Genomic DNA, 24,275 nt, shown 5'->3' with positions numbered 1-24,275 from the left:
AAACTCAGCCCACTATCCCGCAGCAGATGGAACCTCCGCGGAGGCTCCGAGCACCCGAACTTGCCGCTCAACGTAGCCATTGAGTGCTGCGGCAACGAGCGCTTTTCGGGTATCGATAATTTCCTTTTCCTCCTCCTCTAGTCGCGCCCTGTCCATGTTGCGCAGACGCGTCAAATGGCTGCCAAGAGCGAGTCGGGCATCATCTAGTGGCAATCCATTTTCGCGCTTTTTGGCGAGGCTATGCCCTTGGTCGATCAGGCTGTATTTCGCAGGATCGGTGATGAGATTGAGATGCCGCAACACCGCGCCCAGCTCCTCAATCGCCCGCCGTAAGCTACGCGCCATTTCCGAGCTATTCGCATAGCGCAACAGGTCGCCCTTAAGGATCGCGAGCTCGGTCAGCACCATAAGCCGCAAGTCACCACTGCGGGCAACGTCCCTGATGTGTGTAAGCAAGCTGCGCCGCTTGGCAGCGAGTCTACGTGCTAGTCTGGTCTTTCTTAAGTCCAGAATAACAGCCTCTTCTTCAATCAGAAGGGCATCAAGAGCCGCCAAGGAGTCTTTGGTCATGGCGTGTAGTCACGCTCCAGCCAGTCTTTGCCGTAGGCTACCTCAGCAGGTTCGGTTTTGAACCCAAACTTCCGGATAAACTCGGCACCATAGTTCAGCTTGAGCCGCATCAAGCTGTAGTGGGGTAAGTTAGCCCGAGCCAACCAGCCCCAAGAGCTCTGCAAGTCTCCTGCTTCCCGGGCTCCTGCCGACTCCTCTACATAGAGGATGTTTTCCCCCATTTCGCGGAGGATCTCTTCTCGTTTTTCTTCGGAAAGGTAACTCTTCGGGGCGGGAGGCGGAGTGAGCGTTGTCATAAGCGGAAAAGGTTGAGCGCAGAGTTAGGTCGACACCGCGATCCGGTCAAGTGGGCCGACCGGATGCGCCGCCCCCCCCTCACCTACTACCTGCGGACGTTTGCGTCAGAGAAATCGGCGAAGTGCTTCCAGTCTTCGGCCTTCACTTCGTGCCAGCCCTCACGCAGGTGAAACGACAAACGCTGCCCGATCCTGCGGCCCACCTCGGGTAGCTGCACGCTCTGCGCTTCTTGCCACGAAAGATCGACGCCCGGCGTTGCCAGCTCGGGCGGCAATATCCCGCGGTGGCCGTAGAGCTCCATAACGGGGCTCGCATAAACCGCGCTGAAAAAATCCGGTCGATGCGCGTCGGCCGTCGTGCTCGCCACATGCACTGGCCGCGGTGCGATCAGCCCCAGCAAGTGATGCTGATCAATCGGCAGCGTTTCGTGGGCATCAATGTAGTTCCTGAAATTCGGCGTAAACCAGTAGGGGAAATAGTGACTGAGTCCCTTCACCGTCTCACATTTCTCATGGCGGAAAAGCCCCGCCCCGCCGCCGCCGGAGCTGTGGCTGATCACCGCCGCAAAACGCGGATCTTGCGCGGCCGCCCACAGGGCCGTCTTCCCCAAGCGCGAATGCCCGTGGAGAATCGCCGCCGTCGCATCGATTTCGGGCAGCGTGCCCAGCACGTCCAGAATCCGCGAGAGCCCCCAGGCCCACGCGCCAATCGTGCCCCACATATCGGGAGCCGGCGCAGCAAACTCCGCCTCGCTGTTAAACAGGCCGCGCACCCCCGCAGGCCCCGCGCCGGGCGTATCCGCCTCCAGCTCGCCGCAATGCATCGTCGCCACCGCGTAGCCACGCTTGAGCGCGACCTCGACCGACCAGTAGCTTTCTTGCGCGGCACGATCTGCGGCGATCGTCTTCCAATAGCCCTCATCGTGAAACCCCGGGCTCACCAAAACAGTCGGATCCGCAGTCGTGGAGTGGTTGCCCATAAAATTCAGCCCAACAAGCACGGGAACCGGCCCCAGCGCAGCTTGGGCATTCGGCGTGTAGAGCAGCAAGGTCGCCGCCCTCGTTCCTTCGCGCGGTCCCCAGAAACGGATCTTCAGCTGCGTCATCGTCGCCAGACAGGCGAGGGCCCCTGTATCCTGCGAAATCGTCTCCACGCTCGCGACGCCGCCCCCCTCCGGCGTCCGCCCATAAATCTGCGAGGAGTACAGCTCCAGCAACTCCGGTTTGCGGGCGTACTCCCATTCGCGCGCCGTGCGGGGCCGCTCGCGCTCCCCCCACAAACTGGGGACAGGAAACAGAAATTCACTTTGCATGGGCACAGATTCTACAGGTTCAGGTAATCGACTGACCGGCGGGTCCGGCAGGCTGCATTGCGGTCAAGTGGGGGGGGGGAACTCACACGCCTGCCGGCCTGCTCGGCAAAACCTTGGTGCCAGGGGCGGGATTTGAACCCGCGACCAAAGGCTTATGAGTCCTCTGCTCTACCACTGAGCTACCCTGGCAAGTGGGGAGGCGAGGAAGGCAGCGGCTTCACGCGGCGAGCTCAAGTTTTTTTCTAAATCTCTTCGGGCAGGAGCCAGCGAAAGTACAGGGGCGTGAACCGCTGCCCGCTGCCGAGTGGATCGGGTTGCGGACTGCGTTGCACGAGCACTTCGCAGTAAGCGACGGCTGCCGCGCGCGAGCCGAGGGCGCCAGCAGCGGAGGCCGGGTTACGCGCGTCGCCATAAGCGCGAATGAGAAAGGTATCGGAGCGGACGCGCAGCATGGGCCACAGCACGTTGCGGAGTTCGTCTTGCGTGAGCTCGGTAATGCCCGCGGCTTCGAGTGACTCTTGTACCAGCTCGCTGTCCCAGAAGGCCGCGATTGAAAAGAAGGGGCCGTACTGCGGTTTCCCGGGTGCTTGTTTAGGGCCGAGGTTGGCGGCGATCTGTTCGGCGAGGAAGCGGGCGTCGCTTTCGGTGAGAGCCGGGGCGTCAACATCGCGCGCGTGTTCGTAAGCGCGCAGGACTGCCTCCCAGGAAATCGGGTCGCTCGTGTTGACGTTAAACAGACCCGCGCGAAGTACGCCGCCCTCCGCCCAATAGCTCTTGGCGCTGTAGCTGCGAAAACGCGGCTTCATATTGGTCGTACTGCCGATCAGGTAACTGAGGTCATCCCAGATGAGGGGCTGGCCGCGTTGAGGCGAGTGGTGGGCAAAGCCGGAAATGTCTCGGCGCGGATCGCTGAGGAGTGCGCGCCCATTGGGCGCGAGCGGCGCTCGCTCAGCAGCAACGGCCAGCGCGGCTTTCGCGCCTTGATCACCGATCCAGAAGGCGTAGCCGCCTTGCGTATCACCAATGGGCACGCGGTGGGCACGCCCCATATCGCGCTCGGCCAAGACCGTGCCGCGACCGACAAGAGTAATCGCGGTGGCCGCAGTCAGGAGCGAGTCGGGCGTGATTTGCCTGGGGCCAGCTGCTTCAAAATTTCCGCTGACGAACCAATTGGTCGGAACCGCTGTGGAGCTCCCTGCCGCCCACACGCCGAGGAGCTGGGGGTAGGCAGGCGTGCTGCTGCTGCGGCGACGGATGGAGGCGGGCGCAGTGATAGCGCTTGAGTCGCCCGCGGTGCGCTGGAGCTCCGCGAGCGCGAGGCGCATCCCGAGGAGCGCGTTTTGGCGTGCTTGCAAGTGGTAGGAATCGGTCGCGCCGATCTCGCCATCCACCCGACCAATCAGCGAGATCGCATAAATGACAACGACGAGGATCGAGAGCAGGCTGAGCACGAGAACGAGCGCGAAGCCTCGTGTTTTCTCGGCGCGACCTGGAGTCGGGAGATGCGAGCCGCTTGCGGGAGTATCGGTGCGAGACATCATCGGCTACAGCCCGCGGGGGCGGCTCAGGGAAACTCGCTCGGCGTAGACGCGCGACTCGGCCTGTACGACGGCCCACCACCACTCGTCGTCGCTAGTGTACTCGGGTGGGCGGACGACTTGCCCGAGCTCCATTTGCTCCAGGCGGGCTGCTCCACTCTCGCTCACGACACGCAACATGATGTCGACGACATCGGGGAAGCGCCCTGCCCCGCCGCCTCGCGCGAGGAAATCCCGGTCTCCGGAGTTTTTGGGATAAAGCAGTGTGAGCGCGCCGCCGCTCTCGCGGCGGTAGAACCACAGGCCAAAATCAACGACGTTGTCGCAGAGCGCTTGATCGAGCGCAGGCCGCGCTAGGTGGCTGTCGTAGTGGGTGATGTCATAGCCGCTGGCGAAGGTGAGCTCGGGCGTCGCGAAGTGGCGAAAGAGCGTGTAGCGGATCGGTGGCGCAGGGCTGGCGTTGACGGAGCCGGAGACGGGACGACGAGCGATTTGATAGCTGATCGCTTGTGGGCGAGTGCCCTCGGGCCCGTGGTTAAAACTGATGAGCCGCAGCCACGCCCCACTGCGCTCCATGTGGGTGCGGCCCAGCGGGTCCGGCGGTTCAGCAGCAGTGAACAAGGCGACCGTATCGGGCTTGAGCAATGGCTCGCGAGTGCGCCAGTTGTGCGCGCCAAGATTGGCCGCGTTGACGAGATTGAGCGCAATCGTCGGCTCTCCTTCTGCACGGTAGAGGACCGACTGGAAATCGCTGACGAGAAGGCCAAGCGCGGTCTTCGCTTGTACGCTGGCCGTGCTGCGGTCTTGGGCCCGTTGCCAAAGATCGAGGGCACCGCGCGTGACGACCACGAGCAAGCCCGCCAACACAACGGAAACAGAAATCGCCACGAGGAGTTCGATCAGTGTGAAGGCCGCATTCGACGAAACGCGGCGGAACACACAGCGCGGCACCGAGGAGAAGCGGGCGCCCTTGTGTAATGTTGCGGTCGCTTTAGTGCGCGGGCTCATGGCGGAGTGAGCGACAGAACGAATTCGGTCGATTGGGCATTACCCGCTTGGCCCGAGTTTGCGACGACCGCCGCGTGAGGCCACGACACACGAACCTGGAGCGGGAGCACCGCGCGGCCCGCTTCATAAGCCAGCGGTGCCGCGGAGAAGGGCTTTATCTCGATATAAAAATGAGGCGGCGGCAGCGACGACGAGCCATTCTCCAGCTCGCCGCGCAGGTGGGCGCCCTCCTTATCGGCAAAGTAAACGCGGCCCGCCGGAGCCGCGCCAAGCGCACCGGGAAAACTCCCGCCCATGTCCTCGTAAAGGCGCGCCTCGATTGTAGCACAAAGCCGCAGCGCGGTTTGCAAATCAGCATTGTCCTCGGCCGCTCGCAGAAGTCCGGAAAGCAGCGCAAGGAGGACTGCAAGCGCCCCGCCTGCGATGCCGATCGCGATGAGGACTTCTACCAGCGAAAAGCCGCAGGTATCGCGCCAAGCGGGAGAAACCCGAAGCGCGAAAGCTTTTCGGTATGCGTGTGCGGAGCTGGGTGTCATCGCGAGTGGTGGGACGAGAGCGCGTTGAGTCTTTGCACAGGTCTCGCTTCGGGGCGCGGCGGCACTCGTCACCCTCACTAGAATCCCTCGCGCCCATCAATCATGCGGGCGAGACCGTATTGGGAAACCAACATGCCGCGAACGCGTTCGGGCGACTCGAAGCGTATCGGGAAAGGCCCGCCCACGGCGGGTTGCGCGAGGCCGACGATGAGGGCGCCGCTGCCGCTCATAGTACCGCGCGCGGTGACGAGCGCATACTCCCAACGCTCCGCTGTCGGACTATTGATCGCGACGCTGATCACGCCGCCGGGATTTAGAAAACGCGTGGAGCCGAGGAGGTTTTGGGAGCTCCCACCAGCCCAGTCGCCCGGCTCGCGCAACGCCTCTGGAAATCGGCTCCGATGCGGGAGCACGTAAGCGTGCTTGGGCAGCTCAAAAACGGTGACCACTTCGGGCGCAGTCTGGATCGATTCGACCACGGCCACCATCCGCCGATAGCGCGACGGATTGCCCGGGTCGTCGTGAACCGCGAGCGCCACCGGCACGCCGCGCGCCAAAGCGCGGTGGCGCGCAGCAGATAGCGCATTGGCCAGCGTCGCCTGGGCGCTTCGTAGCGCAGTGGCCTTCCCGGATCCGCCCACGTTCGAAAACGCAATCCCCGCCACAATCCCCAGGACGGCGATCACCATGAGGAGCTCGATCAGCGTGAAGCCCGTCGCAGCGCGCGGGCGGCGAGTCGGGCAGGAAGCCGATAAGGATGTGCGGGACGCGTGCATTTGGAGAGCGAGCAATCGAGGACGCTGCATTCACCAACTCACAACAAACTCGGGCGCTGCCACTGTGGCATTCGCCGCAGCCGAATAAAATGCGACCGGAAGCGAAAGCCCGCTCGGCGGAATCGCGGGCGCGCCGATCAGCGCTCCCTCGCGACTCACTGAAGGCAGCACAGGATAGTCCGCCGCATCAATCCGCCCGTCGAGATTTCGGTCCACGAGCACAGCGATATCGGTGTTCCCCTGCGCGTCACAGATCAGTGCAAGCGCGGGCTGCGTTCCGCCTCCCAGCTCCGTTTGCCCAAAAGAATGAAATGCCATCCGGCGCCGATTTTGCGCGAGAGCCAGGCCGGCAATCGGCTGCCCATCGCGCCGCCGCCCCGCGAGAATGTCGTGGAAGAGATGCTCGCCGGACGCGGACGCACCACCATTCACCTTATGCGACGGGTCAAACTGCGGGTAGTGCCCATACTCGCGGCGGAATGCCTCAATCGCCGCCGCCCACTGCGCAAACTGCACCCGCGTGCGTGCGCGCTGCGCGGAGCTGCGAACACCAGACGCAGTCGGTATCAAAATCGCCGCCAAAATCCCGATGATCGCAATGACGACCAGCAGCTCGATTAACGTGAACCCTGCAGCCCGCCGCGCCCGCATGGAGTGGATGGCGCAACAACACGCCGACTCAATCCGGTTACCGGATGAGGAGCGCATCCGCGTGCCCACCCTGTCACGGCGCAGCGTAGATATTGTCGCGGTTTTCATCGAGATCGGGTTGCGGGTAGCCCCCAGTCAGCAGCGCGGGGGCGTGCCGTTCATCCGGCCCAGCCGAGTAGAGAACGAAGCCCGAGTTTCGCCAAGAATCGGGCGGTTCCTTGTAAAAGTAAACGTAGGGATTCCCCCAAGGGTCGACGAGCTCTGCCGCCTCACTCGTGAGCGGATCCAGATCGTTGCCCGTCGTGAAAAGCCCGAGGTCGATCAGTGCGCGACCGCGTGGATTGAGGCGCTCCCCACCGGGCCCGCGCAGCCCGACGAGCGCTTGCAGCAGCTCCGCGCTGCGGGTCTCGCCGTTCGTTATCGGGTAATCACCGTGTTGGCGTCTGTAGCGCTCAAGCGCAGTCGCGAGAGCCGCAAGCTCGCCCCTCGCCCGCGAAATATCCGCCCGCCTGAGCGCCCAGCTCCCCGCGCTCACCATCACCGCTGCCAACACCCCGAGGATCGCCATCACCACCAACAGCTCGATCAAGGTAAACGCACGCGACGACCGATGCATGCCGACAGGCAACCCGCTGCGCGACTCACCCACAAGCATGAAGATTTTAGGCTAGGCAACCAGCCTCTCCCGCCTCCCAATACTCCGCCAGTCAAACACAGCCGATGGAAGTTAACGAATACGCCAACATGGAGCGCACGGAGAAGACGCACTGGTACAACGTTGCCAAGCGAGAGTTCGTCCGTCGCTGGATCTTTAAAATTCGTCCTCCCAAAAAAGATGACGTGCTTCTCGATTGCGGTGCAGGCACCGGCTTATTCGCAGCTGAGATGGAGGCGCACTGTCGCGTACTCGTGCTAGACGATCACGAGCCTGCACTTGAACTCCTGCACAAACGCTTTCGTCCCGAACAAGTGATCGCGCTTACCAGCCCCGAGGTTCCCCTGCCCGATGCCTCAATTGACTACCTCACCGCACTTGATGTCGTCGAACACATTGAGGACGACCTCAGTGCCGTGCGCAGCTTTCACCGCTTGCTCAAACCCGACGGCATCGCTGTTATCACTGTCCCTGCGAGCATGCTGCTGTGGAGCGACTGGGACGTCTCGCTACACCATTTCCGCCGTTACAATCGACGCAGCCTCCTCGCACTCTTTCCCGACTCAAACTGGGAAATCCTACATATCAATTACACCAATACGCTCGCCTTCATCCCTGCCCTGCTCGTTCGAAAACTACGGCTCGATCGCAAACCAACCAAGGTCGAGGGCGGAGACCGTGCCGAGTACCGCATCCCACCTCGTTGGCTAAACGCTCTGCTCAAATGGATCTTTGTCACCACCTCCATGTGGCGTATCCCCAACCTGTTTGGCGTAAGCCTGCTTCTCGTCGCCCGGAAAAAGTCGTGAACTGCGGGTTGACGCCGCGCAAAGCCGGGTACTCCGGCAGGCCTTCTTGAGAGACGGGATCCAAGCATCAGGCGAGCCAGCTGACTTCGTTGACGGGCACGCTCAGCTTGGGCAAAAGTTGAGCGCTCCCATGAAAATCCTCGTTACGGGCGGCTCCGGCTTCGTCGGCACCAATCTCATTCGCCATTTACTCGCGACGACCGAGCACAGTGTCCTCAACCTCGATAAGCTCAGCTACGCGGCCAATCCCCGCTCGCTCGCCGATCTTGTTGCGCACCCGCGCTACCGTTTCTCACAAACCGACATCACGGACGTCTCGACTCTGCGGACACACTTTGCAGAATTTCAGCCCGATTGGATTATCCACCTCGCCGCCGAAACCCACGTCGACCGTTCAATCGATACCCCGGCCACCTTCGTTCAGAGCAATGTCTGTGGCACCTTCGCGCTGCTGGAAGCCACACGCACCCACTTCGCAAATCTCGGCAGCACCGCTCGTGAAAACTTTCGCCTGCTGCATGTCTCCACCGACGAAGTCTACGGCTCACTCTCGCCTGACGCGACCGCCGTAAATACGGCGCAAGCCTACGCGCCGCGCTCCCCCTACGCCGCCAGCAAAGCCGCAGCCGACCACCTCGCCCGTGCGTGGGCGCACACCTACGGCCTCCCCGTCATCGTCAGCACCTGCTCCAACAACTACGGCCCTTACCAGTTCCCCGAAAAGCTGATCCCGCTCGCCCTGATGAAAGCCCTCCACGGCGAGCCTATTCCGGTTTACGGAACCGGGGAAAACCGCCGCGACTGGCTCCATGTCGCCGACCACGTCGCCGCCCTCACCGCCATCCTCCATCGCGGAAAAATCGGCGAGACCTATCACATAGGCAGCGGTACCGAGCTGCCCAATATCGACCTCGTTCGCCAGCTCTGCGCACTCCTCGACGAACTCCGCCCACGCAGCGATGGCGTGTCCTACGCCGAGCAAATCCGCTTCGTCACCGACCGCCCCGGGCACGACCTCCGCTACGCGCTCGATACCTCCCAAACCCGAGACGCGCTCAATTGGGCACCCCGCTACTCCCTCTCTGACGGCCTTCGCCAAACCCTCCAGTGGTACCTCGACAATCTCGCGTGGTGGCAGCCGCTTCTCAAACACGGCGACGCGCTTCGCCGACTCGGCACCACCATCGTGCCGCAATAGCGGCTCAGCCTGAAAAAACGCACAACGCGTCCCCCGCTCACTCCGATGCAGCCCCAACGCAAAGGCATCCTCCTCGCCGGCGGCAGCGGCACGCGACTACACCCGCTCACGCAACACACATCGAAGCATCTCCTGCCAGTGGGCGGCCGCCCCATGATTCACTACCCGCTCGCCACACTCATAGCCACCGGGATTCGCGAGATTCTTCTCATCTCCACCCCCCGCGACCTTCCCGCTTTCCAGGCGAAACTGGGTGACGGCTCACAGTTTGACCTGCACCTCCACTACGCCGAGCAACCCCGCCCCGAAGGCATCGCCCAAGCCTTCGCAATCGCCGCTCACTGCGGCTTCCTCACGGGTGCCGAACCCTCTGCACTTATTCTCGGCGACAATCTCTTTCATGGCGGCCCTGCACTTAAGGAAACACTCGCTCGGGCCGCCGCTCGTGACGAAGGAGCAACGCTCTTTTATCTCCCGGTCGATACCCCCAGCGACTACGCCATACTCAAACTCTCGGACGCAGGACAGCCCCTCGCACTCGAAGAAAAACCACCCGCGCCCGCATCAAACTACGCCATCCCCGGACTCTATTTTTACGACGCCCAAGCACCAGCGCTCGCCTCAACTCTAAAACCCTCGCCGCGCGGCGAACTAGAAATCACCGACCTCAACCGCCTGTATTTAACACGCGGCCAGCTTCACACCGAAGCCCTCCCCCCCGACACCACCTGGTTCGACCTCGGCACCCACTCCGCCCTCGCCCGCGCCAACCACTTTATTATCGGATCTCAAACCCGCAGAGACGACCCGAAGGACTCTACACGTATTGCTAAGGCTAGTAAATGAGGTCACCCTAGTGTTATTTATCTATCGAGAAGAGGTCCTATTTAGTCGAAACTCACATTCTCTTAAGGTGTCTAGTCGCGAGATTTGGTAAAAGCTTTATAATTGGAGCTGGTGTGGTTAGAGGGGGTGATGAGATGGAATTATCAGCGTCAAATCGTGACGATGATAACTCGCTTTCATCTGCCCTCTATGAGCAAAATGAAAGCTCTTACAGAATCTCATGACTACACTACCTAGGCAGTGCGGACAATAGCCCGGCTGCCCGAATCTCGGATAAGTAAGGCACCAAGGAAAAATAGAACATCTCCCACCACGGTTACAGCACGACCCAAAACAATAACCAAGAGCAAATCAGACTCTGTAACCAACCCCTTTAGCAGAAAAAGCAGTACAAACTCTCTAACACCTACCCCTGCCGGTGCCCCTGGTGTAATAAAACCGGCCAACCAGGAAATAACGTAAGACCCACACAGAGCAGGCCACAGTGGCGCAGGAAAATCGATGGAAGAGACAGTGCCAAGTAGGGCAATAAAAACAGAGCCTGATACGACAAAGAACACACAGTGCCATAATAAGGCACAACTCACTTCGGCAGAAAAAATCCGCCGTATGAAAAACAAGGCACTGCTCAGTACGACTCCCCAAAGCCCCAATGAAAAGAGATACGGAGTCGCCCCCCAAAGTAATGGCACAAGTAGTGGAGAAAATAGGCTACCAGCTACGGCAATAAGCCCAAGCTCCCAAAAGGTCGATTTGATTAAGCCTCCAGAAGGTAATCCGGCGGCAGTTCCTAACGCCTGCCTCCCTGCTAAGTGAAAGATATTACCGGGGACGTACTTGGCTAATTGAGAGAGACCATAAATACGTACCGCCCTCCTAATTTCGATCGGAACTTTAAAATAGAAGAGCAGCTTTTGCCATGCCTTCGAGAGAAACCAGTTACTTCCTCCATAACTTAAGCATAGGAAAGCAATTCCAACCCAATCCCCTCTTCCAAATCGACTAAATTCAATTTCTCCCGCATAGTGCCTTAGTCGAAAAACAACAAAAACAACGCCCAACAAGCCCAAGGCACCACCTGCTATATTCAAGAGACGCTTCCAAGATGATGACATACTGTGGGATTCAGTGCTTTGCTCGGCATAGGAGCATTGTCCAGGGGAATGGCTTTCTGATCTCCACAATGTTAAAGTATTGCGAAATAAATCGTATAAATGAAGAAGAGGACCAGTGATTCAGGTGACCTGGGGTATTTCCTAACTGCCCCCAGTATTTGCCTCGCATCATATTCAACATTCGCCAAACAGGCTCTCTGGGCACGCTAACGATCAGATGGTTCGTCACAATGCGCTGAAGCGACGTAATCCCTGCCAGAGGATCTTCCAAGTGCTCCAAGACCTCGCAGCAAACAATGAGGTCGGCACTATCCCTGCCCCGCTCTAGATCATAAATACTGCGGACTAAAAAGGCATTTTCAGGGATCCCCTTTCCTTTAGCATTCGCAGAGGCGAGAGAAATCACTTTCTCAGAAAAATCGCTGCCACGAGCGCGGATTCCCTGAGCAGTCCAATGCTGAATCCAGTACCCTTCTCCACAGCCAACCTCATGAATATCAATGGGGCTAGCTCTCTCCACAAGGCTAGAGAGTGTGTCAGAAAAGCCCATCATGATCCGGCGTACTATGGGGTTTCGAGAGCCATATTTATCGTAAGTATTTCCGACGACGATGCCGCCCTCGGCCATTCCTGCTGCTACTTTCATGTCAGTTATTATTTTTATGTAAAGTGTCGAGATTCACAATTATTAAATTCCATCTACCTAAATACGCGATTTTATATCAAAGCGAACCTCTTCCAGTAGTTTTCGATTGGCCGCAAGTAAATCAGCCAGCAAGGCGACCAAGAAAGTTTGAAAGCCTGTGACCAGCAGTACTGCAGCCAAAATCAACACCTGAATATGCCCATCTCCTTCGCCACGAAAGTAGAGGGACAAAAACCAGAGCCCGATCACTAACCCTGAACCGAAGAGCAGCGCGCTAATACTGCCAAAAAATCGCACAGGGCGGTAGATAATAAAAATCCGCACGATTGTGGCAATGCTGCGTTTTATATAAGAAGGGATGCTCTTTACCAGACGCGAGGGACGCAAATCGCCATTTACCCGGACTGGCACCGAGGTAATCGCCATATTTTTTTGCCCAGCCTGAATAATGGTCTCCAGCGTATAGGTATAATCATTGAAAACCATCAGCTGTTGAGCCGCAACGCGACTCATTGCGCGAAAACCACTTGGTGCATCGGGAATACTCGTTTTGCTCGCAACTCGCACTACCCAACTGCCTAGTTTTTGCAAGCATTTCTTGATAGGAGAAAAGTGCGTAATCGATTTTATGGGGCGCTCCCCCACTACAATGTCGGCCCGTCCCTCCAAGATTGGCGCAATCAATGCTGGAATATCCGCCGCATTATACTGATTATCGGCATCGGTATTTACAATAACGTCAGCCCCAAGTCGCAAACAGGCATCCAACCCGCTCATGAATCCGCGAGCCAGACCTCTGTTACGGGTATGATGTACAACATGGTTCACCCCATTTTCACGCGCAACAGCAACCGTATTATCAGCACTGCCATCATCTATAACGAGCCACTCAACAACGTCAAACCCCGCCACCTTACGCGGCAAATCAGCCAAAGTGATAGCCAGCGTTTTGGCTTCGTTAAAACACGGAATTTGTATGATTAACTTCATCCCTGAGGAACATTCAGTTTATGACCCATTTTAGAGGTTGCTTCTTCTAAACAGCCGCCTGCGACCTCGCATAAGGTCGCCAACTACTGTCTTTTGGTAGAGACAGCAGAGCGGGGAAATCGTTCCCTGAGTTGATTAGCAGCAAAACTCATGCACCTGATTGACCTCACCCACACGGCGCACACTCGAGTTCAGACGGGAATTCAGGTGGTTTGCCGGGCGCTTTATGACGAGCTTTCCAGACGCCACGCGGCGCAGCCCATCACTTGGGATCGCTACGCGGGGGAGTGGCGCAGGCTTGAGGCGTGGGAGTACGCAAACCTGAGCCCGGATGCGGGCCGTGGCTCCGGACATAGCGCGGCAGGTAAGCCCGAGAGCCGAGGCCAATCCACAAAGCGCAGCGCGCGGTGGCCGCTCCACGCTCGCTGGCGCGGACGTTGGCAGCGGCTACGAAGGCAGCTCAGCCCATCCGCGGGAGAAGAGGCACTGGTACAATTGGCCGTCGGTGTGGCCGACGCTGAAGAATCACTGGCGCCCCAAAGCCAGTTCGCACCCAACACCACAGCTACCAAGGAGGGGCGCCCGCTCCCCATCCGCAGTGGGTTAATCGTTCCTGAGCTCTTTAACCCCAACCTCACGCGCTACGCCCCCCTCTTCAAAATCCCGGGCCCGAAGGTCGCGATTTTTCACGATGCGATTCCGCTAAAGCTCCCTGAGCTCAGCCCGGCGAAAACCGTCGCCTTCTTCCCCGGTTATCTCCACGCCCTGCTTCAGTTTGACGGCATCGCGGCCAACTCCGAGGACTCCGCGCAAACGCTGCGCGACTACTTCCGCTGGCTCGGTGCGCCTCGCACGCCACAGGTCATCGCGATCCCGCTCGGGGTGAGCTTGCCTACGACGCTCCCAGCGCCCCCGTCGCCCCAAACTGGCGACGACCCACCGCCGACGGTCCTCACAGTCGGCAGCATTGAGGGGCGCAAGAACCACCTCGCGCTGCTCGACGCAGCCGAGATGCTATGGGCAAAGGGGAGGCAGTTTAAGCTCCACATCATCGGGCTTGCCCAAAGCGAAACAGGCCGTGCCGCGCTCGAAAAAATCGCCGCCCTCCAGGCCGCCGGTCGCCCACTCCACTACGCCGGACATGCCTCACGGGCCGCAGTCGAGACTGCCTACGCGCAGTGCGCCTTCACCGTCTACCCCTCGCTCATCGAGGGCTTCGGGCTGCCCGTCATCGAAAGCCTCGCACGGGGACGCCCCTGCATTTGCTCAGGCCGCGGCGCACTCGGCGAAGTGTCACGAGGCGGCGGTGCTCTCGCGCTAGACAGAATGGATGCGCCCAGCATCGCCGACGCCATCGATGCGCTGCTTCAAAGTCCAGAATACCGCGCCAAACTCGCCGCCGAGTCGCGCACCCGCTGCTTCCGCAACTGGGCCGACTACACAAGCGAGCTCCTCAACTGGATGGATACGCTTCCCCCTCGCAGTCGCTAACAGCCGCCCCGCTAGCCTTGCTCGAACGTCGAAATAAAAGACCGCGCAAACGACGAATCGCCCCGCCCCCCTCGCTCCCCCCCCCGAAAGGACAACCAACAGGTCACGCCAGAAATAAAGGGTCGAAGCCCGCCCGACACGTACGCTACCCTCCTGCGCTTTTCCCAATGGCCCTGCCTTCCCTGCCCTTTTTCTCCAAGCACAAGAAGCCGCTCCTCAACCGTTGTCGCGACGATCACGCGACGAAGATGCGGCTCAAGTACGATCCCTACTACCACGTCATCGAGGAGCAGCGCGGCAGCACCGTCCGGCTCGACGGGCGCGACATGATCATGCTCGCGAGCAACGACTACCTCGGCCTGTCCTTCGACCCGCGCGTCGTCGAGGCCGGGCAAGCCGCCATGCAGCGCTGGGGAGCCAGCCCCACCGGCGCCCGCTCGGCCAACGGCTCGCGCGCCTACCATATCGAGCTCGAAGAAAAGCTCGCCGCCCACCTCGGCCGCGAAGCCTGCCATGTGCACAGCAGCGGCTACCTGTCCTGCATGTCGAGCGTCGCCGCCTTTGCCCAAAAAGGTGACCTCGTCTTCGCCGACAAGAACCTGCACTCCAGTCTCTGGGACGGCATCCGCCTCTCAATGGCCAGCGTGGAGCGCTTCGCGCACAACAACCCCACCGACCTGCGCGACGCACTCGAGGCCGCCGCTCCCGACGCCGCCAAGATGCTCGTCCTCGAAGGCGTCTACTCGATGGAGGGCCACATCTGCCGTCTGCCCGAACTCGTCCCGCTCGCCGAGGCGCACCACTGCTTCACCGTCCTCGACGATGCACACGGCTTCGGCGTCCTCGGCAAAGACGGCCGCGGCACGCCCAACCACTTCGGCCTCGAAGGCCAAATCGACATCGTTTGCGGCAGCCTTTCAAAATCTCTCGGCAGCACTGGCGGCTTCGTCGCCGCCTCGCGCGAAGTCATCGACTTCCTGCGCACCAACTCGAAGCAGACCATTTTCAGCGCAGCACTCAGCCCTGCCCAGGCTGCCATCGCGAGCACCGCGCTCGACCTGATGCAACGCGAGCCGGAGCACCGCGAACGCCTCTGGGCCAACACGCGCAAATACCGCGCCATGCTCGACGAGCTCGGCCTCGACACCTGGGGCAGCGAGACACCCGCGGTCCCCATCGTCCTCGGTTCGAAGGAGCGCGTCTACCCCTTCTGGCAAGCGCTGCGAGAGAAAGGCATTTTCACAATCATGTCGATCGCGCCCGCCGTGCCTGCGGGCAAAGACCTGATCCGCACGGCAATCTCCGCGCTCCACACCGACGAGCAACTCGAGCGCATCGCCGAAGCGATGGCCTACGCCGTCAAGAAAGTCGGCGTCGGCCGTTAGCATTTCCGCATCCTCACCTGGCGGGCGACCTGAGGGCGGAAGCAAAGCCCGCTCCCGCCTCCCGACTTTCGCCTCAACGCAAACGAGCCAAGGCCGCGGGGAAAGAAGAGAGGGGCCACCCGTTTGGGCGATTTTTTTGGGCAACGTGTTTTTTCCAAAACTCGCAGCGCCCCATCACACGACTGCTCCGCATGCGCCGAGTTCATCGACGACCTGCTGAGCGGTCGTCGCCCAAGTGGGGAGCGGGCGGGCGCGGGCTTCGTGCTGGAGGCGCTCCAGGAGCGGGCCGCCCTCGGCGATTTCGCGAATCGCCCGAGCCCACGCATCCGCCCCGTTGGGAGGCAGGAGCAGCGCGCCGCCGCCCGCGGCGATTTCGCGGATTGAGGGCAAGTCGCTGCACAAGCAAGGCAGGCCGCGCCACAGCGATTCGAGCACAGGCAGGCCGCAGCCTTCGGCGATTGTGGGGAACAGCGTCGCCGTCGCCCGCGCGTAGAGCTGCACCAGCGCCTCGTCGCTCAGGTGTTTGTGATAATAAACCCGCGCCTCCGACCGGCCTTTCCGACCTGCTCCAGTAACACGCCTCAAAAGGCGGCACCAACCGGAAGCCCGAGACGCGCGTGCCGCACGCGCGAGCTGCGCCGCAATCGGCTTTCCAAAGTGCGGATTCATCCGGCCCACGAAGTGGGGCTCAAAATCCGCTCCCACTTTTTGGATAACCTGCTCCAGCAAAAACGTCTGGTTTTTCCGCGGTTCGAGGATGCCCACACAGAGCAAAACAGGCGGCTGGGTGGGCCCGCTCGCGGCGCTGATGCGCACCGAGCCGTCAAAGTCGGCTCCCAGCGAAATCGCCCGCACGGGTGGCCTTTTTTCGAGGCCCATCCAGTCCCAATACTCCAGCAGCTCGCGCCTGCTCGCTTCGGATATGGCCAGGACGAGGTCGAAGCTCGCCAGCATTTTCATGTAGGCGGGATGCCGCGCCACGCTCGCAGGCCAGGTCACGTGCGGGATTTTCAGGGGAATCGCGTCGTAAAAAATCGCCGCCATCGGGCAAGGCCGCTGTGCGAGGATTTCCGCGAAACCCGGGCGCTCCGCCGGAGCGAAAACCTCGGGCGTCAAAAACCAGTCCTGCCCGTCCGAGTTGCCGCGCTCGCGCTGTTGTGCCCGCGCGGCCTCCGCCCATTCCAGACCAGAGCTCGGCAAGACCGTGATGCCAGAAACTGCTCCCAGTTCGTCGCGTAGCCGCCCCGCCACGCGCTGGAGGCCCGAGCGATGCGCGGCCCGCGCGGACTTCGTGCAGTCGTACCAGATCCTCATCAATGCGGATGCGTTACTGCTCATCGCGACGGATCGCCTCCTCGAAATGGGTGAAAAGTTTGGCAGCGTTTTTGTGGGCATCGAAGTTTTCCTCGACCCAGGCCCGCGCGTTCGCGCGCAAGCACCCGGCCAGTGCGTCGTCGCGCCGCAACCTGTCGAGCGCGGCCAGCCAGCTACCCGTATCGCGCACAGCGGCCACCAGTCCTGTCTCCTCATTGGCAATCGCTTCGGTCGTAGCCGCAGCCAGCGATGAAACCACGAGTGTACCGACCGACATTGCCTCGGGGATCACGTTGGGCAGCCCATCGCGGTCACCGCTCGGCGCGACCATTCCGGTGTGCAGGAGGATGTCGGCCCACTCCAGAGTTTCCCACACGGCGGCGTGCGCCAGATGTCCGGTGAACCGGACGGCATCGGCGATGCCAAGTCGGGCCGCGAGGGCTTCGAGCTCTCCGCGCAAAGGCCCCTCGCCCACGATCCGCGCCTCAAACGGCGTGCCCGCCGAGCGCAGGCCGGCGTACACCTGGAGTTGGTGGCGCAGCCCTTTTTTCTCCACCAGCCGCGCCACGCACACGAGCCGCAGCGGCGTATGCGCGCGCTCCCGGCGCAGCGGCTTGAGGGGCGGCAGCGCAGCGAGCCCGCGGCGGATGCAGACGATCTTCGCCTCGGGCACTCCGCGCTTAACCAACTCGCGGCGGCCCATCTCTGTGGAGGTGTGGACGAAGTACGCGTGCGCGAGCTTCTCGCGCAGCCACCAATCGCCGCCGTGCTCGTAGATATCGTAGGCATGCGCAGCGGCGCTGTAGCGATACCCATCCAGCCTCCACAAAAGCCAAGCTGCGCTCGCCGGTGCCCCGCCCCAAGGCGCGTGAATCAGCGCGGGCGGGTTTTTCCTGAAATGCCGCGCGTGCAGGCAGGCAAAGCCCGCGCCCAGCATGTTTTCCCAGAAGTTTATCCACGAGGGAGCGAGCCGCGTACAAAGACCGCGCAAGATCTCGCACAAAACGAGCGGGCGACGCGCGGCTTCGTAAGGGATCCACCACAGGAGCGTGAAGAGCCGCCACTTCGGGAAGTGCTGCACGGGCACGCCCTGAAACTCGCCGCCACCGCCCCACATTGAGTAGAGCCGCAGCCGCGCCCCACGCGCGAGCATCGCCGTGACCTCGCGCTGGAGAAAGGTCTCCGTGGGCTTCGGAAAGGTGGTAAACAGGTAGGCGATCGTGGGTGTTTCGGCGCTCAAGCCCGCAAACGCTAGAGGCTGCACACGCTGCCATACAACGCTCGACATGCACGCCGCGCGCGCACCTCAAAAACGGCCCAAGGCTGCCACTGCGCGTGGGGGCGGGAGGGCGGCAGGTAGTGCCTGCTCCCGCTTACTGTGCGGTTTGCTCGGTGGGCGTTCCGCCCACCGAGCAAACCGCACAGTAAGAAATGCCCGACCTTTGGTCGGGCCAGGGATTTACTCGTTAACCCAAAAAAATCTCCCGAATGGTTTTCCTGCTTGGCCGATTTTTTGGGTTAACAAGTAAATCCCCAAGTTCGCTTCTTTTTGTCCGCAATTGGCTACTACTCGCCGAGCGTGAGCGCTTTTCCGTTATCAATCAGGGAAAGTTTGAGGATAAATGGCGTAGCAAGTTTTGCCCAATCAGCAGGTCGCAGAAGCTCGCCCGCCCCTCCCGCCGCTCCCGACTCGTTGCCGCGATTCATATCCGTATCGATCACTCCCGGGTCGAGCGTGACGGCGGCCATGCCCTGCGGCAGCTCCTCGGCCAACGCGCGGGTGAGCCCCCCTATCGCCCACTTGCTCGCGCAGTAAGGTGCCACATGTGGCGCGACACCGCGGCCCCACGATGAGCTGAGGTTAACGATCACGCCGCGCTGGGCCGCGACCATTGCGGGCACGAAGTGGCGGATGACATTGGCCGTGCCGCGCACATTGGCGTCGAGCAGCCGGGTAAGCTCTTCGTCGCCCTGCTCCCACAGCGGGGCCCTGCGGCACATGAGCGCCGCGTTGTTGATCAAGATGTCTGGCGCGCCGTAGCTGCCGAGCACATCGGCGGCCCAGAGCGCGACCTTGTTGTCGAGCCCCACATCGACGACTGCGAAGCGCTGCTCGGGATACGCCATACGCAGCTCAAAGATGGCTTCGCCCGAGCGCCCGCAGCCGAAAACGCTGTGCCCGCCAGCGATCAACTCCTCGGCCAAGGCGCGGCCCAGCCCGCGCGAAACACCTGTGATGACGATCTTCATTTCCCGACAGGAGCGCAGCGCCAGGATTCCGCAAGCCCCGGGCTAACGGCGCGTCTGCATGACGACCTTGTTGAGGCCGAGACGGCGGCACGCATCCCACACCTGAGTCACCGCGCCAAAGTGGCTGGTCTCGTCCGCCCGCACGAGAATCGGCGTATCGCGGTTCACGCGCTTCACTTCCTGCAAGAGCGCATCGAGGTCGGCGAGGCTCGTAGCGCGGCCGTTGTAGGAGATGTTGCCCTCCTTATCGATGCCGATCTCGACCTTGCCCTCAAACTGGTTGGTGCCCGAAGTCTGCACGCGCGGCACGGTGATGTTGAGCGTCGTGGCCGACTTGAACTGCATCGTCACAAACGCGAAGAAGACGAGCATCACGAGCACGTCGATCAGCGGCACGAGGTTCATCTCGGGCCGGGCGCGACGCTTGGTGTAGAGCGACGAGTTCATCCGGCGGAGGGCGTCGCGGTTGCCGAAGCTGCGGACGGAGCGGCGCCCTGCGAAGAGGGCAAGGCGGCTTGCGCAGTTTTGCCGTGCTTCAAGATCCGCTCAAGGAGCACATCGAGCTGGGCCGCATAGTTCTCCACCCGGCGTTGGAGCCAGCCGCCGCCGACCAGCGCAGGAATCGCGATCACCAGCCCGATAACCGTCGCCGAAAGCGCGAGCGCGACACCCGAGGTAAAAGCCACCGGATCGGGCAAGCCCGTCTCGGGCGAGATTTGCGAAAACACGCGCAGCAGCCCCGTCACCGTACCCGTGAGGCCGATCAGCGGCGCGGCCGCGTAAATGACGTCGAGATAAGGGATGCCGCGCTCCATGCGGTTAATCTCCAGCCGCGCGAAGGCGCGCACGGCGCCTTCGTCGTCGCGGTGCGCCTCGGCAAACTCGACGATCCGCGCCAGCACCGTATGCCGCCCGCCAGTGAGTGTGCGGTTGGCGATCACGGCTTCGACCAGGTCCGCTGGCATGACTGCGGCACGGCGCAGCGCAAAGCCGCGCTCGCAGAGGATGTAAACCGCCACCGCCGAGCAGAGCCCCAGCGGATAAATAAGCAGGCCCGCGCCCGTGAAAACTTCGATAGCAGCAAGAATCGTCATGAGGAAAGGGGGGGAAGCAGGAGGGAAACGGTTCCGCGCCAGGACATACCCGCACGGGGAAAAGTTCAAAAACTTCTGTCTACCACCCGCTCACATAGGGCAAGCCTGCCGCCGTATTTCCCACCGCATCGCTGCCTTCGAGCAGCTCGGCAATCGGATCCCAGCGCCCATTTATCAGGGCATCGCGGGCGGCCTCGCGCATCGTGAGCGGCACGCTTCTTTCGCCAAAACGGATCTGCTGCGCGGCCAGATCGACCGTGAGCTCCAGCGTCGGATCGGCGGCGATTGCTGCGCTTAGCGTCTGGATGTCCGCACGCGCGGCGTTGACGCAGGCGAGACCGATGTTGGTCGCATTGCCGAAAAATATTTCGGCAAAGCTTTCGGCCACGACTGCGCGAAACCCGAATTTCTTGATCGCCTGCGGCGCGTGCTCGCGCGAGCTCCCGCAGCCGAAATTTGCGCCGCCAAGCAGGATGCTGGCCCCTGCGTAAATCGGGTTGTCGAGCGGATGCTGCCCCTCAGCGGCCTTGCGATCATCGGCGAAGAGGCCCTCGCCCAGCGCGTCAAAGGTCACACACTTCAAAAAGCGCGCGGGGATGATCCGGTCGGTATCAATATCGTTACCGGGCACGGTGACAGCGCGGCCCGTTATCGTAGAAATTTTCTCAAGTGCCATAAAATGGGAAGGAGGGAGTGGAGAGAGGAAGAGTAAGTGTACCGCGGTCAGTCCGGGGAAGGCACTGGCCAGCTCAGCTCGCCTCGCGCAGAGAGAAGACCTCGCGCGCATCGGCGACTGCGCCCGTCACCGCTGCCGCCGCCACCATGAGGGGGCTCATCAACAGCGTGCGGCCAGTCGGGCTGCCCTGGCGGCCCTTGAAGTTGCGGTTCGAGGAGCTCGCGCAGACCTGATCGCCCACGAGTTTGTCGGGGTTCATCGCCAGGCACATCGAGCAGCCCGCCTCGCGCCACTCGAAGCCCGCCTCCCGAAACACGCGATCAATGCCCAGCTCGGCACAAACCGCACTGACCAATTGCGAGCCCGGGACGGCGATTGCCTTTACCCCCGGCGCCACGCGGTGGCCGGGTAAATAGCGTGCGACTTCCTGAAAATCGGAAAGCCGCGCATTCGTACAACTGCCGAGGAAAGCCACATCAATCCGCGTGCCGCGAATCGGCGCGCCCGGCTCCAGCTTCATGTAGGCGAGCGCTTCGCCAATGCTCGTGCGCTCGTCCGCGCTGCTCGCATGCGCGGGGTCGGGCACCGCTTCTTCGATGCTGATCCCCTGCCCCGGGTTGATCCCCCAGGTGATCGTCGGAGCGATGTCTTCGCCGCGGATTACCACGACATCGTCGTAGGCACAGCCCGGGTCGCTCGCCACCGAGCGCCAGTGCGCGACGGCGCGATCCCAGTCCGCGCCCTTCGGGGCGTAAGGCCGGCCCTTCAGGTACTCAAAGGTCGTCTCATCCGGATTCACATAGCCGACGCGCGCGCCGCCCTCGATCGACATGTTACAGACGGTCATCCGCTCATCCATCGAGAAGCGGTCGAAAACCTCGCCCGCATATTCGTAGGCGTAGCCCGTCCCGCCGTTCACGCCGAGCGTGCGGATGATGTGCAGGATCACGTCCTTCGCGTACACGCCCGGGCGCAGCCGCCCCGTGACCTCGATCCGGCGCACCTTGAGCGGGCTCAGGGCCATCGTCTGTGTCGCGAGCACGTCGCGCACCTGACTGGTGCCGATGCCCAGCGCGATCGCGCCAAAAGCCCCGTGCGTGCTCGTGTGAGAGTCGCCGCAAGCAATCGTCGAGCCCGGCTGCGTGATGCCCTGCTCGGGGCCCACCATGTGGACGATCCCCTGCTTGCCCGAGCCGAGGTCGAAGTAAGTGATGCCGTGCTCGGCGCAGTTTTTGCGCAGTGCCTTGATCATCTGATCGGCCAACGGATCGCTAAACGGCTCGGTGCGCTGATCAGTCGGCACGATGTGATCGACCGTCGCAAACGTGCGCTGCGGCATGGCCACCCGTAGCCCCAGGTCGCGCAGCATTCCAAATGCCTGCGGACTCGTCACCTCGTGGATCAAGTGCGTACCGATCAGGAGCTGGGTTTGCCCATTCTTCAGCTTTCGCACCGCGTGCGCTTCCCAGACTTTTTCAAAGAGGGACTTAGGCGTTTGCATAGTAGTTCAGGTTATAAATGTGCTGCATCGGTTAAGGGCGAGGCGGAAACGATAGCGGATTCTTGCCATGCTCCAAAATACTTAATTTTACCATTTTAATGCTTTTAAAGTATCAGTTCGACTACGAGCTAAGGCAACTCACGGGCTTCTTTGCCGTTGCCCAACTCCTGCACTTTAGCCGCGCCGCCGAGTTCGTCGGCATCGCCCAGCCCGCGCTCAGCCGCCAGATCGCCCATCTGGAACAGGCCCTCGGCTGCGAACTGTTTGTGCGTACTCGGCGCAGCGTAGAGCTGACCGCCGCCGGCCACGCACTCTTCGAGCGGTTGCTGCCGCTGCTCGGCACGCTCCAGCGGCTCCCGGCCGAGCTCGCCGCCGTAAGTGCCGGAGAAGTCGGCCAGGTGCGCATCGGCTTCACCGGACTGGCGATGGCGACCGTCCTGCCCGGGATCATCCGCGCGTTTTCCCAGACACATCCAGCGATTCGCGTCGGCCTGGCCGAATCCCCCAGCGCGGCGCAGATCGACGCGCTCCACTCGGGCGAAATCGACTGCGGCTTCTTTCACCCCTCGCAGGAAAAGCCCGAAGGGATTCGCACACGCCAGCTCTTGCGCGAGCCCAATGGCGTCTTGCTGCCCGCCGCGCATCCGCTCGCCCAACGGAAACGGCTGCACCTGAGCCAGCTCGGCGACACGCCCTTTGTGCTCTTCCCGCGGCATATGAACCCGGGGTTTTACGACCGCATCCTCAGCACCTGCGAGCACGCAGGCATCACACTCAAAATCGTGGACGAGATCTGGCCGCGCGCCAACGCCATCGGGCTCGTCCGCGCCGGTCTCGGTGCGACATTCATCACCCCCTCCGAGGCGAAGACGCTGCCCGAAGACATCCTCTTTCGCCCGCTAAGCGGCCCCGCCCCCGAAAGCCGCCTCGTCGCCGGCTGGAGCACCGCAGCAAGCCCCTCCCCCGCCGCCCAAGCCTTTATCCAACGCGTCGCCCGCGGATAACACCCGAACCGCCACTGCGCGTGGGGGGGCGGGAGGGCGGCCCTACGCGGGCGGCGGCAGGCGGTGCCTGCACCCATTACTGTGCGGCTTGTTCGTCGGGCGTTCCGCCCGACGAACAAGCCGCACAGTTGAATGAACTCCCTGACCGGAGCTCAGGTGGGAGTTTAACCCGTAAACTTTTTCGCCGCGCCCCAATGGGTTCCATCCGCATTTGAAGCTCCTTCTCCTGTCGCAACGCGACAGGGAGGAGTCCTTTCAATTTGGGAATCGTGCTTCGGCGGGGTCGCAGACCCGTTTTATCGCCGAAGCCGATTCCCAAATTCAATGGCACGTGGCGCCCCGCCACCGCCGCCCGCGCGGAGCGGGAGTCTTCGACTCATTTTATTTGGCGGCGCACTCGCTGGTGCGCCGTCCTGTCTTCCGTTTGCGACGGAACAGGTACAGGCCGATGCCTACTGCGCCCAGTATGGCGCCGTAGGTGGTGGGTTCGGGGACGATACCGAAGGGGGTTATCTGGATGTAGTTGTTGTCGTAGGGTTTCCAGGTTGTCTCGTAGTTTTGGTAGCCTTCGAAGACGATGTTCGGGAGCCACGAGCGGTCGAAGTGGTTTCGC

Annotated in this window: 26 protein-coding genes and 1 tRNA gene; 6 read left to right on the top strand and 21 right to left on the bottom strand. The window is 61.6% G+C overall.

Annotated elements, in window-relative coordinates; all coding sequences use genetic code 11:
* Nucleotides 1-12: 12 nt before the first annotated feature.
* The 10 genes from AXK11_RS04800 to AXK11_RS04755 form a co-directional block, all read right to left on the bottom strand.
* Nucleotides 13-570: a hypothetical protein gene (locus tag AXK11_RS04800; protein ID WP_068629849.1), complete on the bottom strand. Its 558-nt coding sequence runs from the start codon at nt 568-570 to the stop codon at nt 13-15.
* On the bottom strand, nt 567-866 hold the full coding sequence (locus AXK11_RS04795; protein ID WP_068629846.1) for a hypothetical protein: 300 nt from the start codon (nt 864-866) through the stop codon (nt 567-569). The genes AXK11_RS04800 and AXK11_RS04795 overlap by 4 nt, the downstream gene beginning before the upstream one ends.
* A gap of 86 nt (nt 867-952) precedes the next feature.
* Complete coding sequence (locus AXK11_RS04790; RefSeq protein ID WP_156469207.1) at nt 953-2,179, bottom strand: glucuronyl esterase domain-containing protein; 1,227 nt, start codon at nt 2,177-2,179, stop codon at nt 953-955.
* A gap of 114 nt (nt 2,180-2,293) precedes the next feature.
* Nucleotides 2,294-2,368: transfer RNA gene (locus AXK11_RS04785), tRNA-Met, on the bottom strand.
* Between the two features lie 53 nt (nt 2,369-2,421).
* Nucleotides 2,422-3,717: a hypothetical protein gene (locus tag AXK11_RS04780; protein ID WP_156469206.1), complete on the bottom strand. Its 1,296-nt coding sequence runs from the start codon at nt 3,715-3,717 to the stop codon at nt 2,422-2,424.
* 6 nt (nt 3,718-3,723) lie between these two features.
* Nucleotides 3,724-4,725: a prepilin-type N-terminal cleavage/methylation domain-containing protein gene (locus AXK11_RS04775; RefSeq protein ID WP_068629840.1), complete on the bottom strand. Its 1,002-nt coding sequence runs from the start codon at nt 4,723-4,725 to the stop codon at nt 3,724-3,726.
* Nucleotides 4,722-5,261 carry a hypothetical protein gene (locus AXK11_RS04770; protein WP_068629838.1) on the bottom strand — a complete coding sequence of 180 codons (540 nt, stop codon included), beginning with the start codon at nt 5,259-5,261 and terminating at the stop codon, nt 4,722-4,724. The genes AXK11_RS04775 and AXK11_RS04770 overlap by 4 nt, the downstream gene beginning before the upstream one ends.
* A 77-nt stretch (nt 5,262-5,338) precedes the next feature.
* Nucleotides 5,339-6,037 (bottom strand): pilus assembly FimT family protein, encoded by a 699-nt coding sequence (locus tag AXK11_RS04765; protein WP_156469205.1) that lies wholly within the window; start codon nt 6,035-6,037, stop codon nt 5,339-5,341.
* A gap of 30 nt (nt 6,038-6,067) precedes the next feature.
* Nucleotides 6,068-6,796 carry a type II secretion system protein gene (locus AXK11_RS10195; RefSeq protein ID WP_343124255.1) on the bottom strand — a complete coding sequence of 243 codons (729 nt, stop codon included), beginning with the start codon at nt 6,794-6,796 and terminating at the stop codon, nt 6,068-6,070.
* Nucleotides 6,762-7,343: a prepilin-type N-terminal cleavage/methylation domain-containing protein gene (locus tag AXK11_RS04755; RefSeq protein ID WP_082780899.1), complete on the bottom strand. Its 582-nt coding sequence runs from the start codon at nt 7,341-7,343 to the stop codon at nt 6,762-6,764. Before AXK11_RS04755 ends, AXK11_RS10195 begins: the two co-directional genes overlap by 35 nt.
* A gap of 65 nt (nt 7,344-7,408) precedes the next feature.
* On the opposite strand from AXK11_RS04755, the gene AXK11_RS04750 reads away from it, so the two are divergent.
* The 3 genes from AXK11_RS04750 to AXK11_RS04740 all read left to right on the top strand — a co-directional run bounded on the left by AXK11_RS04750 (nt 7,409) and on the right by AXK11_RS04740 (nt 10,196).
* Entirely contained in the window at nt 7,409-8,152 is a 744-nt protein-coding gene (locus tag AXK11_RS04750; RefSeq protein WP_068629831.1) for a class I SAM-dependent methyltransferase, read from the top strand.
* Between the two features lie 130 nt (nt 8,153-8,282).
* Nucleotides 8,283-9,350 (top strand): dTDP-glucose 4,6-dehydratase, encoded by a 1,068-nt coding sequence (gene rfbB / locus AXK11_RS04745; protein WP_068629829.1) that lies wholly within the window; start codon nt 8,283-8,285, stop codon nt 9,348-9,350.
* Nucleotides 9,351-9,395: 45 nt separating this feature from the next.
* Nucleotides 9,396-10,196 carry a sugar nucleotidyltransferase gene (locus AXK11_RS04740; protein ID WP_068629827.1) on the top strand — a complete coding sequence of 267 codons (801 nt, stop codon included), beginning with the start codon at nt 9,396-9,398 and terminating at the stop codon, nt 10,194-10,196.
* A 233-nt stretch (nt 10,197-10,429) separates the two neighbouring features.
* Here the strand turns inward: AXK11_RS04740 and AXK11_RS09740 are convergent, their stop codons facing one another.
* Genes AXK11_RS09740 through AXK11_RS04730 form a run of 3 tightly spaced genes read right to left on the bottom strand, consistent with a single transcriptional unit; the run spans nt 10,430 to nt 12,947 of the window.
* Entirely contained in the window at nt 10,430-11,287 is an 858-nt protein-coding gene (locus tag AXK11_RS09740; RefSeq protein ID WP_197456805.1) for a hypothetical protein, read from the bottom strand.
* Nucleotides 11,288-11,321: 34 nt separating this feature from the next.
* Nucleotides 11,322-11,957 carry a class I SAM-dependent methyltransferase gene (locus AXK11_RS04735; protein WP_068629824.1) on the bottom strand — a complete coding sequence of 212 codons (636 nt, stop codon included), beginning with the start codon at nt 11,955-11,957 and terminating at the stop codon, nt 11,322-11,324.
* Nucleotides 11,958-12,014: 57 nt separating this feature from the next.
* The gene (locus AXK11_RS04730) at nt 12,015-12,947 is read right to left on the bottom strand and encodes a glycosyltransferase family 2 protein (protein ID WP_068629822.1); all 933 of its coding nucleotides are present in this window, start codon (nt 12,945-12,947) and stop codon (nt 12,015-12,017) included.
* Nucleotides 12,948-13,097: 150 nt separating this feature from the next.
* Here AXK11_RS04730 and AXK11_RS04725 point away from each other — a divergent pair, with 150 nt between their 5' ends.
* On the top strand, nt 13,098-14,438 hold the full coding sequence (locus tag AXK11_RS04725; RefSeq protein WP_082780898.1) for a glycosyltransferase family 4 protein: 1,341 nt from the start codon (nt 13,098-13,100) through the stop codon (nt 14,436-14,438).
* 167 nt (nt 14,439-14,605) lie between these two features.
* A complete protein-coding gene (locus AXK11_RS04720; RefSeq protein WP_068629819.1) occupies nt 14,606-15,823 on the top strand; it encodes an aminotransferase class I/II-fold pyridoxal phosphate-dependent enzyme in 1,218 nt (405 codons plus the stop codon).
* Between the two features lie 174 nt (nt 15,824-15,997).
* Here AXK11_RS04720 and AXK11_RS04715 read toward each other — a convergent pair whose 3' ends face one another.
* The 7 genes from AXK11_RS04715 to leuC all read right to left on the bottom strand — a co-directional run bounded on the left by AXK11_RS04715 (nt 15,998) and on the right by leuC (nt 22,658).
* Nucleotides 15,998-17,137: a glycosyltransferase gene (locus AXK11_RS04715; protein ID WP_068629817.1), complete on the bottom strand. Its 1,140-nt coding sequence runs from the start codon at nt 17,135-17,137 to the stop codon at nt 15,998-16,000.
* Between the two features lie 13 nt (nt 17,138-17,150).
* Complete coding sequence (locus tag AXK11_RS04710; protein ID WP_068629814.1) at nt 17,151-18,425, bottom strand: glycosyltransferase; 1,275 nt, start codon at nt 18,423-18,425, stop codon at nt 17,151-17,153.
* 278 nt (nt 18,426-18,703) lie between these two features.
* Nucleotides 18,704-19,387 (bottom strand): SDR family oxidoreductase, encoded by a 684-nt coding sequence (locus AXK11_RS04705; RefSeq protein WP_068629812.1) that lies wholly within the window; start codon nt 19,385-19,387, stop codon nt 18,704-18,706.
* A 42-nt stretch (nt 19,388-19,429) separates the two neighbouring features.
* On the bottom strand, nt 19,430-19,834 hold the full coding sequence (locus AXK11_RS04700; protein WP_068629811.1) for an ExbD/TolR family protein: 405 nt from the start codon (nt 19,832-19,834) through the stop codon (nt 19,430-19,432).
* The gene (locus tag AXK11_RS04695) at nt 19,831-20,481 is read right to left on the bottom strand and encodes a MotA/TolQ/ExbB proton channel family protein (RefSeq protein WP_082780895.1); all 651 of its coding nucleotides are present in this window, start codon (nt 20,479-20,481) and stop codon (nt 19,831-19,833) included. The genes AXK11_RS04700 and AXK11_RS04695 overlap by 4 nt, the downstream gene beginning before the upstream one ends.
* A 79-nt stretch (nt 20,482-20,560) precedes the next feature.
* Complete coding sequence (gene leuD, locus AXK11_RS04690) at nt 20,561-21,157, bottom strand: 3-isopropylmalate dehydratase small subunit (protein WP_068629809.1); 597 nt, start codon at nt 21,155-21,157, stop codon at nt 20,561-20,563.
* Between the two features lie 73 nt (nt 21,158-21,230).
* Nucleotides 21,231-22,658: a 3-isopropylmalate dehydratase large subunit gene (gene leuC, locus AXK11_RS04685; RefSeq protein WP_068629807.1), complete on the bottom strand. Its 1,428-nt coding sequence runs from the start codon at nt 22,656-22,658 to the stop codon at nt 21,231-21,233.
* Between the two features lie 98 nt (nt 22,659-22,756).
* Here leuC and AXK11_RS04680 point away from each other — a divergent pair, with 98 nt between their 5' ends.
* Entirely contained in the window at nt 22,757-23,662 is a 906-nt protein-coding gene (locus AXK11_RS04680; protein ID WP_068629806.1) for a LysR family transcriptional regulator, read from the top strand.
* 381 nt (nt 23,663-24,043) lie between these two features.
* On the opposite strand, the gene AXK11_RS04675 is transcribed toward AXK11_RS04680, so the two are convergent.
* A partial coding sequence (locus AXK11_RS04675; protein WP_156469202.1) for a PEP-CTERM sorting domain-containing protein occupies nt 24,044-24,275 on the bottom strand: 232 nt, incomplete at its 5' end.

Source organism: Cephaloticoccus primus (genome assembly GCF_001580015.1).
Classification (GTDB): domain Bacteria; phylum Verrucomicrobiota; class Verrucomicrobiia; order Opitutales; family Opitutaceae; genus Cephaloticoccus; species Cephaloticoccus primus.
The sequence above is the reverse complement of the archived record's forward strand: the minus strand, read 5'-3'. Positions and strand labels throughout refer to the sequence as shown.

Coding starts and splice junctions, on each gene's coding strand:
- AXK11_RS04695 (WP_082780895.1), bottom strand. CDS start 20,481: ATGACGATTCTTGCTGCTATCGAAGTTTTCACGGGCGCGGGCCTGCTT.
- AXK11_RS04780 (WP_156469206.1), bottom strand. CDS start 3,717: ATGTCTCGCACCGATACTCCCGCAAGCGGCTCGCATCTCCCGACTCCA.
- AXK11_RS04750 (WP_068629831.1), top strand. CDS start 7,409: ATGGAAGTTAACGAATACGCCAACATGGAGCGCACGGAGAAGACGCAC.
- AXK11_RS04730 (WP_068629822.1), bottom strand. CDS start 12,947: ATGAAGTTAATCATACAAATTCCGTGTTTTAACGAAGCCAAAACGCTG.
- AXK11_RS04700 (WP_068629811.1), bottom strand. CDS start 19,834: ATGAACTCGTCGCTCTACACCAAGCGTCGCGCCCGGCCCGAGATGAAC.
- AXK11_RS04755 (WP_082780899.1), bottom strand. CDS start 7,343: ATGCTTGTGGGTGAGTCGCGCAGCGGGTTGCCTGTCGGCATGCATCGG.
- AXK11_RS04720 (WP_068629819.1), top strand. CDS start 14,606: ATGGCCCTGCCTTCCCTGCCCTTTTTCTCCAAGCACAAGAAGCCGCTC.
- leuC (WP_068629807.1), bottom strand. CDS start 22,658: ATGCAAACGCCTAAGTCCCTCTTTGAAAAAGTCTGGGAAGCGCACGCG.
- AXK11_RS04790 (WP_156469207.1), bottom strand. CDS start 2,179: ATGCAAAGTGAATTTCTGTTTCCTGTCCCCAGTTTGTGGGGGGAGCGC.
- AXK11_RS04710 (WP_068629814.1), bottom strand. CDS start 18,425: ATGTCGAGCGTTGTATGGCAGCGTGTGCAGCCTCTAGCGTTTGCGGGC.
- AXK11_RS04770 (WP_068629838.1), bottom strand. CDS start 5,261: ATGACACCCAGCTCCGCACACGCATACCGAAAAGCTTTCGCGCTTCGG.
- rfbB (WP_068629829.1), top strand. CDS start 8,283: ATGAAAATCCTCGTTACGGGCGGCTCCGGCTTCGTCGGCACCAATCTC.
- AXK11_RS04775 (WP_068629840.1), bottom strand. CDS start 4,725: ATGAGCCCGCGCACTAAAGCGACCGCAACATTACACAAGGGCGCCCGC.
- AXK11_RS04800 (WP_068629849.1), bottom strand. CDS start 570: ATGACCAAAGACTCCTTGGCGGCTCTTGATGCCCTTCTGATTGAAGAA.
- AXK11_RS04765 (WP_156469205.1), bottom strand. CDS start 6,037: ATGCACGCGTCCCGCACATCCTTATCGGCTTCCTGCCCGACTCGCCGC.
- AXK11_RS04705 (WP_068629812.1), bottom strand. CDS start 19,387: ATGAAGATCGTCATCACAGGTGTTTCGCGCGGGCTGGGCCGCGCCTTG.
- AXK11_RS04725 (WP_082780898.1), top strand. CDS start 13,098: ATGCACCTGATTGACCTCACCCACACGGCGCACACTCGAGTTCAGACG.
- AXK11_RS10195 (WP_343124255.1), bottom strand. CDS start 6,796: ATGAAAACCGCGACAATATCTACGCTGCGCCGTGACAGGGTGGGCACG.
- AXK11_RS04795 (WP_068629846.1), bottom strand. CDS start 866: ATGACAACGCTCACTCCGCCTCCCGCCCCGAAGAGTTACCTTTCCGAA.
- AXK11_RS04735 (WP_068629824.1), bottom strand. CDS start 11,957: ATGAAAGTAGCAGCAGGAATGGCCGAGGGCGGCATCGTCGTCGGAAAT.
- leuD (WP_068629809.1), bottom strand. CDS start 21,157: ATGGCACTTGAGAAAATTTCTACGATAACGGGCCGCGCTGTCACCGTG.
- AXK11_RS04680 (WP_068629806.1), top strand. CDS start 22,757: ATGCTTTTAAAGTATCAGTTCGACTACGAGCTAAGGCAACTCACGGGC.
- AXK11_RS04715 (WP_068629817.1), bottom strand. CDS start 17,137: ATGAGGATCTGGTACGACTGCACGAAGTCCGCGCGGGCCGCGCATCGC.
- AXK11_RS04740 (WP_068629827.1), top strand. CDS start 9,396: ATGCAGCCCCAACGCAAAGGCATCCTCCTCGCCGGCGGCAGCGGCACG.